We start from the raw sequence: 14,731 nt of genomic DNA on the forward strand, positions 1-14,731 counted from the left end.
GATGCAGAGCCAATCAACGTTTATTACTAGAGGTCGATCAGAATAGGAGATCTCGATACAAAGCTCAACGATACTGAGGTGTAAATCCTATGGGTTCAATTACGCGTTTTCTCCTGCTGCTTTCTATAGCATTGTGTCTACCCTTGGTCGCCTATGGACAGACTACCGAAGAGATCGACCCGAATGCTCTTTACGTTGACCAAGACCATCCGAATGCTTCGGATGGAAACGATGGTCGATATCAAGAGATGGGCGGGACGGGGCCTTTCAAAACCATTCAGACCTTGGTTGATGCTCTCGAACCTGGAATGACGGGCTATGTTCGGGAATCGTCTACCCCCTATTTTCAGGATTATAGAGCGAGCGGCGCGGCCTTTGGCGGAATCACCTTTACAAAAGGAGGTGCCGAGGGAGCGAGAGTTGTCGTCGCAGGCTATCCGGGTGAAACCCCCCTGATAGATCAAAGATTGTCAGTCAGTACTGATGAATCCAAGCCAATGAGTGCCTTTCATATTTTCAAAGGCGACTACATTACTATCCGCAATTTCGAAATCACTAAAACTCGGGCGTCTGGAATCTTTACAAATCCAGGCAGCGCTGCTGAAGAGCATATAAAACACCTGATTATTGAAAATGTTCATGTCCATCATCTATATGGTGCAGATAATCTAGGTGGTGTTCGTTTGGATAACTGCGAGAGCTGCATAGTACGCAACTCTATAATTCACGATATATACGATACCCGTTACTCATCGAACTCTCTAAATTCTGAGCCTTATGGACTACACTCAGCCATCCATGGCTACGGTCCCAGAAAAAGTACAATTGAAAAAAACACGATCTTCAATGTTAAGCGTGGTGTCTACCAAAAACAGCCGAATGCATACAGCGATAAGTCAAATGTAGTTAGACAGAATGTTTTCAAGGACGTGGCGGTCGCTTATTCTCTTGAAGTAGCTGGCTACAATGCACCGGCGGCATACGATGCTGAGTTTTATGGCAACCTTGTAGTAGATACAGGCACGGCAGTGAAAGTCATGTTGCAGGAAACTGCTAGCCAATCCACAGGTTTAAAGGTCTACAACAACACACTTTTCAATACGGTTGTGCTTTCTTATATTAGAGGCATCACAGGTGCAGAAGTATTCAATAATATCGTTGTTGGCAGCAATGACTATCCAATCTACTCGGAGCGCACGGGAGCGGAAGAGCTCGGAAATCAAACCCAGTATAACCTTGTTGACTACAACCTCTATTATGATGTTCCAAACATTGCATTAATTGACCGATCTGGTGACTACTACTACTTCAAGGACCTAGAGGCTTGGCAAACTGCCGTATCAGTATCGGGCGCAGAGCACCTCGCTAAGGACCCAGGAGTGAATAGCATTTCCCAAGATCCGCTTTTCGTCGATGCGATAGGAGGTGACTTCCATACACTTAATGATATCGTCACTTTTGCTGGGCGTGGCGAAGGTTACAGTAGTGAGCTTGGAGTGTTTGGTCTCTTTGACGACGTTGGAGCTCAAGCATTGAGCGACGCTTCTCCGACAGGATCCGCGGCTCCTAATCCGCCAAGCGTCAACATCCAATAAAACAATTGTCCAACTATGATGGAGGGGGAGTTTTATCGGCATGCCCTCCCTCTCTATCACTTCCGCCACAATGAGCCATTATCTCATTCACATTCCAAGTGGGAGTCCTCAGCTCTTCACTCCAGATTTCAGCTTCCGGGGCATTCACTTTTACTGAAATTTTCCCGCTAGCCCCGTTATTACAACCAAAACCAGGGTCAAATTTTCGAATGGCGGATGCGAGCTTATCAGTAGTCTTTGAAGGAGAGATGTTCTCTTCGGCCCACTCTCTCGGACAAAAGGTGTGCCAATTCTCGGAAAAGAAAAGCAAGGTTTCTCCCAGATCTGACTCGGAAATACAGGCCCCGGTCTGGGAGTTGAAGTATTCTTTATTCACTCCGACATTGTTAGCCAAAACGATTCCCGGTGTGCCGGCAAAGAAACCCTCAAACAGACTTCGGTTACTGCCTTCTTTCAACGAAAGCAAAACATTAACCTTGGACTTGTTCAGCAACACATTCAGCTCCGACTGAGAAATATTTTCGAACAACCTGAGCTCTTCTGATAAACCGAATTCTTCAATCAGATCCAGAATTTCCTCCCTACATTCCCCCCATTCGCCACATACGAGGGCTGCCCGTAAACTTACTCCTTCCCTCATCAGGTCTCGAAGCACTTTCAGGAAAACATACTGCCTCTTGATCGAGTTAAAGTTCGCAACATAGATAACGTCGTATTCCTTCTCGACGCCTTCCAATGGTCGGAATACTTGCGGGTCTACCCAGTCACCCGAACCAAAGCTCACAGGTACGAGATTGGTTTCCAAGGATTCGAGGAGCGCCCTATCTTCTGGCTCGGACGCTTCTACTACAACCGGAGCAGACAATGATGACCAACTTAAAATCTCAGGAAGACAATACCCAGCCCAACTGGGCTCCAGAACTACGTGAAAATGATGCTGAAGTCGCTTCAGCTCGAAATGATGAAAAACGTCCGGAAAGGTAGTCGTGAATTTAACCAGATATACGCCTTTGTCTTTGACTTGCCCTGCCTCATCAACCAGGGGGTCCTTTAACACAAGAGAACGCTTTTGAATCCATTCGACTCCGGGATTTGCGGTTTGCAACACCATGCACTTACTAAATAAAACAAGATCGTCCCACGAGGATTTTACCAGTGCTCGGGACAGATGGCTCGGCCCAACCCTGTCTGACTTCATCAGCAAAGCGAGACCGCGCTCCTTCGCTCCGGTTCGAATCAAACCGTATGCAAACCAGGCTAAGGCAGAAGAAATGTATCTGCGTAGAGGAAAAATCACGTAGTCTTTCAAATGCCACCGCAGATAAGCAATTCTGGTACGCAGTTTCAAGACTCATCCACCTTCTTCTCTTTAAGACACTCTTTGTAGAAGCGGCTCAGCAGATCAAAGTAGTAGTCTGGCTGGAACTCTCTTAAGTAACGATCCCTGGCCTTCTCCCCCAGCTTTTTCCTTAACGACGAGTCTCCCATCAACAATTCCAGCTTTTCGGCAAGATCAACTGAAGAAGCTTTTTCGAACAACAGCCCATCTTCTCCATCCTCGATTACAGTCGGGATTCCTCCAACGCGCGCCCCGATTCTTGGCTTTCCCGCCGCCATCGACTCCAGGAGAACACGCCCCATGGCCTCAGTTCTTGAAGCCAGAACAAAGATCCCGCAACTGCCGATATGTTCCGGCATAAAATCAGGGTCGACCGGAGGGTGATGAAAAATCTTCGGATGCCCCTGAATATACTGCTCAAGAAATTCCTGATTAGGATAGTGACCCAGAATTTTCAGTTTCCATTCAGGATAGTTGGGCGAAACAATTTTAAACGCTTCGATTAGAACATCGACACCCTTGACCCAAAAGGGATAACCCGCAATTAAAACTATTTTATTCTCCCCTAGGTTTACGAAGCGATTTGCATCCACAAAATCTTGGAACCTTGCTATAAAAGGATTTCTGGGAAACGGTTTAAACGACTCTACTTGGTCATCGTATAGAACTTTAATGCCGTCTGCTCTTTTCAGAACATACCTCTCGACATTTACCATTGAGAACTTTTTGAGACGACGTTTAATTGGATTATCTATGTCCATGTATATTGTGTCGTCGGTATAGTCCCCATTGACTTCTGTCACAAGCTTTACGTCGAAAATCCGACATAGAATAGCGCCTAATAAACCGGTCTTAAGTGGATCATAGGTTATGAACAGGTCATAAGGCTTACCATGTTTCCTTGCCCGATACAGATACCGAAAACCGAGTACCAGAAAGCCCAGGGTTGACTTCAAGGACCTTGGCTTATTCTCAGCGATGCAATGTATATCGATACGGCCATATCTTACCCTTTGAGATTTCGGGCCAGCGGTTAAAACCGTTCCATGGAAATCCCTGGACAACATCTCGCACCTATTAGAGAATACGTGCTCAAGATTATATTTAGGCCCTGGCGATAAAAAGAAAATCTTTGTGCCTTCCGCCATCAAAAAATGCTCCCTGTCTTTGGTTTTCCTTGCGGGGTATGAGGAAGATTCTCAGTTTTCAGAAATACCCACCAAGTAGCTATGGAGAATCCAAGCAGGTTCCAAAAAACCGGATAGTACAAAACTGAGATGAAAGTCGCCGAAATCAAGAAACCTGACATTGCTACCAAAAGCGCTTTCGCAAATCGTTCGATAACCTCACCTCGTTGCATTTCCTCTTTATTACGGACTTGCAAACAACTCCGGTCGGTATAGCGTTTCTTGTAGAAAGACCTAATGCGTAAACCTCGCCTGTAAAACGACACCGTCAAGGCTAAAAATACCAGGATACCAAAAGTTCCCATCTCGGGTATCAAAGTGAAATATAAAGAATGGCTCTGTCGCCCCGACCTTCCTCGGGCGCCTTCTTGGAAAAATGGGCTCAAATGGAAGTATCGTGCGGAGGTCCAAGGATAATTCTGCGGACCAACTCCAAAAACAGGATTGTCTTTGTAGATTTCCCAAGCAGTGGTCCAGTGAAGAAATCGCAGGTTTCGGGTCGAATTCTGCTTGTCTGAGATTGTCCTCATGTCAGCAACATAGTCGTTAGGAACGAAATTTAGTGCCATACCACCAAGGAACCCGGCAAGAAGAACAGACAGTAGAATATTTCGCACCGGCTTGCGGGAGAACAGGAGAATGGTGCCTACGACAGCTACCAGCCCGAGAAACCCACCTCGGGAAGACGTCATAACAATAGCTATGATCGCCAGGCAGCCCGTTCCAAGTGCAATCCATCGTTTAATCTGCTTGTCCCCCGTCAGCCTTGGGAAATACCAGCAAAATGGAACTCCCACCACCAAAAAAAGACAAACGTCGTTTTCATCCCCGACGAACCCACCAGGCCCCTTTCCTCCATTCAAAATAACCCATATTGAAACGAGAAGAACGATGTAGATCATTGATTCAAATAGCTTTTTAAGACTGGACTCTGTATCAACCAGTATGACAGTGGCTAATACCACTATTGATGTTAAAAACATCGCTTTTGCGGCATTAAAAGCGTGGTAGTTGTTTGTCGCGAAGGGTACATGTAGCAGAATCAGGACCCAAAACGCTATAATAAGATATATGAGTCGATCTTTCGGAAGGTCTCTAAAATAGACAAACACGACTCCCAAAAGAAGTAAGTTCATCAAAGCTGGAATTTTAAACGGCGCCAGAAAACCAAGATAACTATCTTGGAGGCGAACATATTCAAAAAACAGAAACGCCAGAAGTATGTAGAGATTACGGCTCCTCTTTTTTAGTTTGGCGTGTTCTCTGCGATTTAGGCCATCCATAGCTTCTATCCACGGAAGTTACGAATAAGATCCAAGTAATCCCTGTTCTGAGCGGACCTCGAAAAACTCTGCCGCTTAGCCCTGTCTTCTTGAGACAAGCCTCGCTCATCGTGCCGATTCAAATCTCTGAGGGCTAACAGGAGGGTCTGCCTCACACAAGTTGGATCGTCGTCCGACGCATACCCGACGTCGTTCTTGATCACGAACTGGCCAGTTGCAGAATCCTTCTCGGTGATTACAAAGGAACTACAAGGATATCGAAGATAGTCAAACGTCTTCGCAGGTATCTGCAATGGTTGCTGCTGGGCATAGCTTACAAGCAGGTGGGCTTGCCTCAATTCTGTTTCGAGCGAGTCAGGTGGAAGCATGCCGTGGAGAATAATCGTGTCTTCAAGTCCATTCTTTTGAGCCCACTCACGGAGACTATAGCCGTTCCAGGTCTCACAATTCCCATACAAGTGAAAGCGAATGCCGCCAGTTTCTATCTCTCCACTCTTTAATAGGTCATTAATCGCATTCAACAGTGGGAACGGATTTCGGTTCGCGTACAATTCCCCTGCGAAGGCCAACTCAGCGGTTTTTGTGGAAGGAGCTCGCTCGCGAATAAGCTCTCCATCAAAGCCGTTGTATACGGTCGTTACGCCATATTTGTATCCACAACGCTCAGCTGTTCTCAGCATTTCCTCCTTGAGAGGGTCTGTGGTTACAACAATTTGATCCGCTCTTCTAAGGTAACTCCTCTCCAGCCAATTTTCGAAGCACACCCGGTAAGGTGCTCGACATACCGGTACTACCAGTTCCCACATATTAATTGGATCCCGAACGTCAAGAATCCACCTTCCCCCGAAAAGGAATAAAGCGAAGCGGGCAAGGAAGTGGACAGACGCTGGAGGGGAGGAACTAATCACTACATCGAATTGCTTGCCCTTGATTTTCTGAACCACCAGTAGCACCAGAGATGAAACCAGCCATCCCTTAGTCGCATTCAACATTGCCTGCCAGGATATAACCAGGCGCTTCAGCCAAAACCTGAACGAAACAGACCCTCGCGATGTTTCACTAATGCTGTCTTTTTCTATGGGCTCGTTGTCGGGACGGTCATCTTCCTTTTTCGCCCGCCTCACTGCCTGAATCAGGCGTTTAAACGCATTATAGGAAGGATTCAGTATGCCCGGAAGATGGGGCGCCCGGACAATTTCCAGAGTGCCCGGCCCTTGATACTCATCGTGCGTCAAGGGAGTCTTATGCGCACGAGAAAGTACAGTTACGTGCCAGCCTTGATCAAGCATTGAATTGACCAATTCAGTGGGGCGTTTCGCCCCTACTGACTGATCCGGCAAAAAATGATAGCTGATAACCAGTGCGCGCTTCATATAATCCTTTTGTGAACAACTATTTCGAGATAGGGACGGTACCAAAGATACCCCGCATGACTTAAAATTCGCACTGCCAGTTAAAGGACTTACTATGACTTTTTATCACCTCGGGCAATTGGTCCGGTCAGACCTGTTTCGATATTACGGTGCCTGTTCGTACACAGAATTTCTAAAAGGCTATCTCAAACACCCCGGGTTCAGGTACACCTTCTATCTGCGTTTCGGGGAATACTGCCACGATAAGTCCTTCTTACGGTACTTAATTTACCCGTTCGTTAAATTGATCCACAAGCGACTCACCTTCAGGTACGGAATTTCAATCCCGATCGGAACAGATATTGGTTACGGCCTTTACATAGGTCACTTTGGCGGCATTGTCATCAACGGCAAAGCAGTAATAGGAAACAACTGCAACCTTTCCCAGGGCGTGACAATTGGAGAAATACCATTCGGTGATAACGCAGGCAGCCCCGTTATCGGAGATTCTGTCTACCTCGCACCCGGATCAAAAGTCATTGGCGGGATACAGGTGAGCAATTTTTCCATTATTGCTCCCAACTCTGTTCTACACAGATCCATTGACCAACATTCCGTCGTGAGCGGCATTCCGGCGAATGTCGTTTCCACCAACGGGAGCAGGGGCTACATCCAGAATCCTTATGTAAATCCCCAAAATTCAAGTCAATCCAGTACCTGAAAGAGCTTCAAACCCGTTTACTGTTATAGAAGCAGCAATCCAACGCGTCCATCTGTCGTAACTTCCGGCTTTTCTTTGGCCGGTGCCAAGCCTACAGCATACCAACAAAGCCTGTTTCGTTTCCATTCAACTCCATTACGCATCAGATGGCTTAGCAGCCCTGCCGGGCTCACGAAGCCTGCTTTCAATCGCGCCCGCGATCAATGCACTGCTATACTGGCATTCCTTTGCTTTCATCGGTGTTTTTCTGAAAAGGACCTTCTTTCCATGACAGGAACTGCAAATGATCGGGGCGGTTATATTCATCTGTTTTCCCTGATCTTTTTCGCGATCGTATTCTTTCCAGAATGGGTAGCTTATTTCGAGCTATGGGACACGTCCATTGTCTATGCTCATGGTTTCCTGGTTTCGGGGGCGATCCTCTTCCTGCTGATCCTGAAACGTGCCGAAATATCTGCCCTACGCCCAAACCCTTCGTTAAAGGCATTTTTAGCGCTTCTTTCCCTGTGCGCAATTATGCTGATCGCAAAAGCAGCAGATATTAAGACCATTAGTTTGTTAGCGGTACCATTTATTATCGTCAGCTGGGGTTGGACGATCTGGGGATTCGATTACGTGCGGAAAGTTGGCGTTCCGGTGCTTCTGCTGGTGTTGGCGGCACCGATCTGGGATGACATGTCGCCGCTGTTTCAGGCGATCACTGTCTTCTTCAACCGCATCCTTCTGGACTTAGTGAACATTCCGGCAGAAATCCGGGAGTTTTATATTACGATTCCAGAAGGCACCTTCTTTGTGGCCGGGGGGTGCAGCGGCGTTCGGTACCTTATGGTTGCCCTGTTCCTCGCACCATTCTATGGCTATCTTTATTACAGAAACTTTAACCGTTCTTTACTTCTGACCCTCATCGCAGGGTTCCTGTCGATGCTGGCCAACTGGGTTCGCGTCTTTGGAATTATCGTTGCAGGCCATGTCACAAATATGGAGAGCTCTCTGATCGAAGATCATGAGTTGTTTGGCTGGTTTACTTTTGTAGTGCTGTGCCTTATTCCTCTGATCTTCATTTCAAGAGCCCTTGAACCTGAGGAAAGCAACGCGCCCGCTGCCGAGAGCGCTGCCAATTCCGTCAAAAACGAACCATCCGTCAGGAAAAATGCTTATTTTGCAGTGCTTGCCTCTGTATTGGTGTTGGCCGTTCCTGCCGTTTTCTATTCTCAAACTGTCCTATTCGAAAACAAAAATGAGCAATGGCATCCTGACCTTCCCATCAGCAACAGCAATTGGCGTGGCCCTTTGCGGTTTGCGGAAGTTTGGCGCCCTTCTTTCGTCAACGCAGACATTTCCGAAAATCTGATGTTTGTCTCTGACGATCTCAAGCGAGTGCAGTTCTCACTCGTGGGTTACCGCACTCAGGATCAGAACAAAGAGCTGATCTTCTATCAAAACAGACTTTTTGACGACGGGTGGAGGCAACTGGATTCGACTACACGGGCCTTGAATCGGCCTAATGCATTCAATATTGAAGAGGTGACCGAAACCATGCTGCTGAACGAGTCCAGTGGCGACACTGTTCTGGTATGGTCCTGGTACGAACTTGACAACTATGCAAGCCGCTCACGGCTGAAAATAAAGCTTTTAGGCGGTTTGCAAGCCTTGAGTGGTGACTCCACCGGCGCTTTTCTGGCACTTGCAGGCCAGTGTGAAGGTTTCACCCTGGAAACGTGCACGGCACAAAGGGAGGCGTTCAGAGAGTTTATTGCTTCTGTTGAGCGCTCATGAGCAGTACCTGCACCATGCCCTCAATATCTGCGGATGTGACATCCTCGTGGACAGGTAAGGTGATCAGGCGGGACGCAAAGTCTTTTGCACACTCCAGGCGTTCTGCGCCCCTCAGTGACCCGATCACCCCGGGGATGGCTGGCAACACGTCGCCGTAGAACGAATTCGCACCGACTCCAGCCTGGTTCAGACTGCGAACTGAATAGTCCCGCGTCGCGGCATCAGGTGCCAATAGGCTGTATCGCAACAGCCTGGTGTTACTTGGATCAATATGGTTTTGTGTTTCGGGAAGACGAATCCAACCATGCCGGTCCAGCACTTTCAGCTTCTTGCCCAGCTCGCATCGGTAGTCCGGGGCTGTCTCGAACCGAGATAGGCCGGAAGCCAGCAAACCAGGAATCGGTCTTTCAAGGGTGATGCGTTCCAGTGGCTTAAAACGGGTTTCTCCAAGACGAAGCAGAGGTATTCGCTCGAGAAGTCCAAAACAGATCCGGGACACTAACAGATTGAATATTTGCCGTTTAAGGGCCCATTTAAGCGTCACTCGCTTACTATTCACCGGAAACCGGGAAAGAGACTTTTGGGCCTGGTCTTCCAGCGCGTGGCTCACTAGCAGCGCCCCGCCCCCCATAAGATTCACCGGCTTACCTCTTCCAAAACTCAGCACCAAAAGGTCTGCCTTTGCGGTCTGTGCCGATGAAGGCGGCATACGTTGGGCGGAGTCTTCGATAAGTAACGAACCCGAGCGCCTGGCCAAGTCGGACAGCTCTTCCATTGGTGAGGCAAGACCAAGAAAGTTCACCGCAACGATTGCAACAGTGTTGTCAGAGAGCTTACTGCTGACCAGAGTGGTATCCATCCATGGCGACTCGGGCACAAGATCCACCAATACCGGCGTAACGCCCTGTGCATGAGCCGCAGCAATAATGTCCGGGCAACCATAGCCGGGCAATAGCACCTCCGGTTCCCGAACTGAAGGCTTTAAATCCCGGGCAATCCGGATAGCTAGAGACAAGGCGGATGTACCAGAATCAACAAACCTGGTGTGATATAAACCTTCCCATGATAACGCCGGCTTACCGGACTTATCCGGGAGCGGCACCCGGTTCCCTACCGGCCTGATTTTGCCTGAATAAACCATAATTAACGCTGTGACGGTGTCCAGACCGTCATTCGTGTGCCGGAGAGAAACTTCAGGGTGGCATGAGCAATGGCGACGTTAACCTGAACGAAGAACAGAGGAATTTTTACCAGGCTTCTGGATTGCAACGCCGGCTTCAGATACCCGATCCCGACAGTACCGTAGAAGATAACCTGTCCCAGCAGCGCCAGTGAATAGAGGCCCCCCTGGTGGTTCAGCATCAGGGTCGTCACCAGAAGCAGAAGCAGGAACCAGGGCACACACCAACGCAAAAGTTTGTGGCTGACCACCTGAAACGTGAACCAGCCATACCGAAAAGGATTGAGAACTTCCGGGTGTCGTTCGAGTGCGGTCAATCCTCTGATGATGGTCCGCAATTTCCGTTCATACTCTTTGTTCTTGTCTGCCACATCCTGGTAATAGCCATGCACGTCGGGTGCGGTTACGGCAACATAGCCGCCGCTGGCGCAATTCAGTGCGGTATTGAAGTCACTGGGCGAGGCTATATCCCAACTCTGGCAAACCTCTTTTCGGGCCGCAAAAAAAGAACCACTGAGACCTACCAGCCCTGCCCTCTCTGACTCCAGCCGCCGCAGCCACATTTCATATTTCACATAGGCGCCCTCACCCGCTACTTCGCCGTCTCTGGTCAGGAATCGATCCTCACTGGAAACAGCGCCTACCGCGGGGTCGCTGAAGTAGCCTGAAAGTTTTTCTAGCGCGTCTTCGGGAATTCGTGTGGCCACGTCAGAAAAAACCAGAATGTCACCGTCTGCCTTATTGATGGCCTGCAACTGAGCGTATTCCTTGCCTTTGCGCTCATCAGCACGCGCAACGCTGACACCCTTGGCTGAATACTCCTGAACGATTTCGTCTGTACCATCGGTTGAGGCGTCAGAGGCCACAATAATCTCAATGTCCGAGTAATCGACTGCCAGGCAGTTTTCAATCTTCTCTCGAATTCTCTTGGCTTCATTGTGGGCAGTGACAATCAGCGAAATCCGGGGATGGTAACCATCCTGCCAACTGCTGGTTTTCGGCCTGCAAGGTACTAGGCACAGCAGCGCTGGATAGAGGAAGTAACTGTATATGGCGCCCAGTAATGACACCCAAAAGACTGTTTCAAGCATAGCGATCCGATTTCCTTTTCCGGGGGAAGGTTCCTTTTACTAACTCAAATACCTGCTCGTCGTGCAGCACATGAACCTCCGGCATGGCCTGGTCCCGTTTCAAGACGACCGATAGAGCATAATCTTCTTCAAAGCGATGAAAGGCCGTCGCATCGCCTTTTTCAGACGCCCATTGCCCTTCGTTCATTGGCTGCTGCAAGTTAAAAAGATCAACCATGTCTATCTGTTCAATGCCGGCCAGGCCCCGCCCAGTGTACTTCAGATACGCCTCTTTTAACGTCCAGATCTGGTAAAAGCGTAGTCGAAACGAACCAGGCCCGGACATCAGGTATTCCTTCTCACGCCCGGAGAAGACGTTTGCCTTCGACATTTCCTTCAGATCTGGCATTGGATCTGTATCCGGAAGGCGCTCGATATCTATGCCACATTGGCCATTATTGGTGGCAAGAAATGCTACCCAATCTGCTGAGGAAGATACATTGAAGTTCCATGTCCCGGCTGAATGCTCATGCCCGCCAAGAGTGAGATATGGCTTGCCATAACGGTTGGTGGTAAAAAGGATCTCATCCATGGGCACGCCAGTCAGCCTTGAAAGTAGCGCCCTTCGGAGGAGATGAGAACACAGGAAACGCACTCGGTCTTTTTTCCAGAACAGCCTGTTACTGCGCTCAATTGCGGGTTTATCCAGAATTTTCTCGACAACTCTGAGCAAATCTTCCGAAGCGGCATCACCAAGCGCCCATATTACACAGATTGTGGTGGTCTTCGGGCGAATGTTAGGAAATTCAGGTACATCAGGCAGCATTTTATCCTGTGCTCAATCAATTTAGGATCCGCAAGCGTACTTTCTCGAAGAAAGCAGAGGCTAGCATACCAGAGTGCGGTCAGAGCAATATTCCAAGCGGACACTAATCCCTATATCCTCTACCTCGCACCAGTTAATTGTTTCACTTGCACGCCCTGGCCACGGCAATAAGGGAAAGTCTGAAACCAAAGAATACAAGGAGCTGTATATGATAGCGGGTTCCCGACCTCGTGTTCTGCACGTTCGGAGTTCTAATCTTCTTTTGGGCGCGGAGCAGGTAGTTCTTGAGCTACTCAAGAATAGTTTCGAGTTTGACATTGAATCATCGCTCCTGGTGATCAAGGATCCTGAGGACGCTGAGACGGAGCTCTATAGGGCAGCCAAAACCTCAGGCATAACCGTTACGGAACTGGAGTGCGGCGCCTTTCCCACTCGTTCAGTTCTCAAAGAACTGAAGCAGATTTGTACATTTGATTCAATTGATCTCGTGCATTGTCACGGCTACAAAGAAGATATTCTGATTTGGTTGGCCGGAATTCAATTGCCCAAAGTTGCAACCAATCATCTCTGGAAAAGAACCAACTCAAAGCTGTGGATCTATTCACTGATTGACGCAGTAAGTCTCCGTAGCTTCAATCACATCATTGCAGTTTCCAGTCAGATTCAACGCGATATGAACAGGCTTGGCATTCCCAACTCAAAGATGTCGCTGATTTTGAACGGGATTGATGTGGAATCAATAAGTTCATCCGCAACTGACCTCAAGTACATAGGCACAAGCTTGGGCATAAAAGAAAACACTGTGGTAATTGCCTCGCTCTCGAGCCTGACACCAGAAAAGGGCATTGATGTGTTACTCAATGCCATTGGCAACATCCGAAAAATGCCTGAGATCTCGGAATTATCTTATAAGGTCCTGGTCATTGGCGATGGCCCCGAAAGAGAACGTCTCGAAGTTATGATCGCCGACCTCCAACTCAATGAATTCGTGACAATGGTAGGTCATAGATCAGATGCGCGAGAGTTGCTAAAACTCGTTGATATCTTCGTGCTTCCTTCCCGAAACGAAGGTTTGCCGATCTCTTTACTTGAGGCAATGGCGTCAAACTGTGGTGTAATCGCAACGGATGTTGGTGAAGTCTCTTCGGTAATAACTGAGCCTAATCATGGCGTACTTGTTAAAGCAAACGACGTAGAGGGCATCTCACTAGCCATCTCTGACTTTTTAAAAGACCATGAAAAATTGGAATTATTTAAAAGCAACAGCTACCAAAGAGTGAAAGAAAAGTTCTCGGCTTTCGAAATGACAAGGCAGTACTGTGAGATTTATACTAAAGAGATTCATAATTTTCAGGATTAATGCTCCCGAAAACAGATTGATTACGAGACAAAAATAGAATCAAAATCATCTGTTAATTCTTGATAAGATTCCATTGAGAATCTATCCAGCACAATTTTAATACGAGATTCCCTTTCACTGTTGAGACCAATTCCTTTGGTACTTTTCCGGCGACTACTACGCCACCTTTCACGACGAGCCATGTTAAGGCCCACGGCCACAACATCGTCGTCACTATACCCTAAAGTACGCAGAATCAGTTCAAGATTACCATCTTCCTGCAAATTCTCATATGTCACTGGAATTACAGACTTTCCCGCGCGCTGGAGGCTGTCTATTTGTTTGATCGCAATCAAATTCTCTATGCACCACCGAGCTGTCAATTTTTGTTCTATTGTTACAAGGGACTCGGAAAAGTTTGTCAGGGACTCACCGAGCATTTTGCGGACATTTTCCTGACAGGTGTAGTGCTCAACTCTATGATCCCACCCCATATTCAATTGAGAAGAAATCACCGCATAAGGGTTACGAATGACAAACACTATGGGGTAGTCGAAAGATTCCCCTATCCATTCAAGCATGAGATTTGCCTGGATAAATTTCACTACTCTATGAATAGCCCAAAACTTAAGTTTAGGGAGATTATAAAGGAATTGGATCGCCTTTCTGCCAAACCCGGTTTCAATACTTATCCCCATATGCATCCACCTCACCCAAGCCTCGGGAGCGGAACCACGGAAAACCGCATCCAAATAGCGGTACAAAGCATCGTTCTGGTCTTCCGCTTGTAAACAAAGACCCGCGAATTGCTCGGCTCCTGGAACTTGGCCTGGATGAAGAGGCTCAAATATCTGCCGGTAATCATTATATGGCGAAGTCAAAACATCATGTAGCCATGATGTACCACTGCGTCCTGAACCAGCGATAATTATTACTTTTCTCGCATCCACCGCACACACCTTTTACCTTTACATTGAAGGATATCTGGATTCTCAATCAGGAAAACGGCCCATATAATGTCGATCATCACATCATTCCGAACATGGATCTGAGCATGAAACCA

At 47.9% G+C, this 14,731-nt stretch carries 12 protein-coding genes; 4 read left to right on the top strand and 8 right to left on the bottom strand.

Going from position 1 to position 14,731, the window contains the following annotated elements; genetic code table 11:
• Window positions 1-89: 89 nt before the first annotated feature.
• Entirely contained in the window at window positions 90-1,595 is a 1,506-nt protein-coding gene (locus QLQ17_RS10040; RefSeq protein WP_283209446.1) for a right-handed parallel beta-helix repeat-containing protein, read from the top strand.
• A gap of 13 nt (window positions 1,596-1,608) precedes the next feature.
• Here QLQ17_RS10040 and QLQ17_RS10045 read toward each other — a convergent pair whose 3' ends face one another.
• From QLQ17_RS10045 to QLQ17_RS10060, 4 genes are read right to left on the bottom strand one after another with little or no spacing between them, the layout of a single operon-like run.
• Window positions 1,609-2,943 carry a glycosyltransferase gene (locus tag QLQ17_RS10045; RefSeq protein ID WP_283209447.1) on the bottom strand — a complete coding sequence of 445 codons (1,335 nt, stop codon included), beginning with the start codon at window positions 2,941-2,943 and terminating at the stop codon, window positions 1,609-1,611.
• Window positions 2,940-4,082, bottom strand: a complete 1,143-nt coding sequence (locus QLQ17_RS10050) for a glycosyltransferase family 4 protein (protein WP_283209448.1) — start codon at window positions 4,080-4,082, stop codon at window positions 2,940-2,942. The genes QLQ17_RS10045 and QLQ17_RS10050 overlap by 4 nt, the downstream gene beginning before the upstream one ends.
• Complete coding sequence (locus tag QLQ17_RS10055; RefSeq protein WP_283209449.1) at window positions 4,082-5,404, bottom strand: O-antigen ligase family protein; 1,323 nt, start codon at window positions 5,402-5,404, stop codon at window positions 4,082-4,084. Before QLQ17_RS10055 ends, QLQ17_RS10050 begins: the two co-directional genes overlap by 1 nt.
• Window positions 5,405-5,409: 5 nt before the next feature.
• Window positions 5,410-6,777, bottom strand: coding sequence for a glycosyltransferase (locus tag QLQ17_RS10060; RefSeq protein WP_283209450.1), 1,368 nt, complete (start codon window positions 6,775-6,777; stop codon window positions 5,410-5,412).
• A gap of 94 nt (window positions 6,778-6,871) precedes the next feature.
• Here QLQ17_RS10060 and QLQ17_RS10065 point away from each other — a divergent pair, with 94 nt between their 5' ends.
• Window positions 6,872-7,477 carry a serine O-acetyltransferase gene (locus QLQ17_RS10065; protein WP_283209451.1) on the top strand — a complete coding sequence of 202 codons (606 nt, stop codon included), beginning with the start codon at window positions 6,872-6,874 and terminating at the stop codon, window positions 7,475-7,477.
• A 267-nt stretch (window positions 7,478-7,744) separates the two neighbouring features.
• Window positions 7,745-9,253 (top strand): exosortase A, encoded by a 1,509-nt coding sequence (gene xrtA, locus QLQ17_RS10070; RefSeq protein ID WP_283209452.1) that lies wholly within the window; start codon window positions 7,745-7,747, stop codon window positions 9,251-9,253.
• Here the strand turns inward: xrtA and QLQ17_RS10075 are convergent.
• The 3 genes from QLQ17_RS10075 to QLQ17_RS10085 are packed head-to-tail and all read right to left on the bottom strand — an operon-like array spanning window position 9,228 to window position 12,329.
• On the bottom strand, window positions 9,228-10,394 hold the full coding sequence (locus QLQ17_RS10075) for an aminotransferase class V-fold PLP-dependent enzyme (protein WP_283209453.1): 1,167 nt from the start codon (window positions 10,392-10,394) through the stop codon (window positions 9,228-9,230). The genes xrtA and QLQ17_RS10075 overlap by 26 nt on opposite strands.
• A 2-nt stretch (window positions 10,395-10,396) precedes the next feature.
• Window positions 10,397-11,524: a glycosyltransferase family 2 protein gene (locus QLQ17_RS10080; RefSeq protein ID WP_283209454.1), complete on the bottom strand. Its 1,128-nt coding sequence runs from the start codon at window positions 11,522-11,524 to the stop codon at window positions 10,397-10,399.
• On the bottom strand, window positions 11,517-12,329 hold the full coding sequence (locus QLQ17_RS10085; protein ID WP_283209455.1) for a 4'-phosphopantetheinyl transferase family protein: 813 nt from the start codon (window positions 12,327-12,329) through the stop codon (window positions 11,517-11,519). The genes QLQ17_RS10080 and QLQ17_RS10085 overlap by 8 nt, the downstream gene beginning before the upstream one ends.
• A 208-nt stretch (window positions 12,330-12,537) precedes the next feature.
• Here QLQ17_RS10085 and QLQ17_RS10090 point away from each other — a divergent pair, with 208 nt between their 5' ends.
• The gene (locus QLQ17_RS10090) at window positions 12,538-13,689 is read left to right on the top strand and encodes a glycosyltransferase family 4 protein (RefSeq protein WP_283209456.1); all 1,152 of its coding nucleotides are present in this window, start codon (window positions 12,538-12,540) and stop codon (window positions 13,687-13,689) included.
• A 20-nt stretch (window positions 13,690-13,709) separates the two neighbouring features.
• Here QLQ17_RS10090 and QLQ17_RS10095 read toward each other — a convergent pair whose 3' ends face one another.
• Window positions 13,710-14,618, bottom strand: coding sequence for a sulfotransferase (locus QLQ17_RS10095; RefSeq protein WP_283209457.1), 909 nt, complete (start codon window positions 14,616-14,618; stop codon window positions 13,710-13,712).
• Between the last annotated feature and the right edge of the window lie 113 nt (window positions 14,619-14,731).

Source organism: Marinobacter sp. CHS3-4, assembly GCF_030053415.1.
Taxonomy (GTDB): domain Bacteria; phylum Pseudomonadota; class Gammaproteobacteria; order Pseudomonadales; family Oleiphilaceae; genus Marinobacter.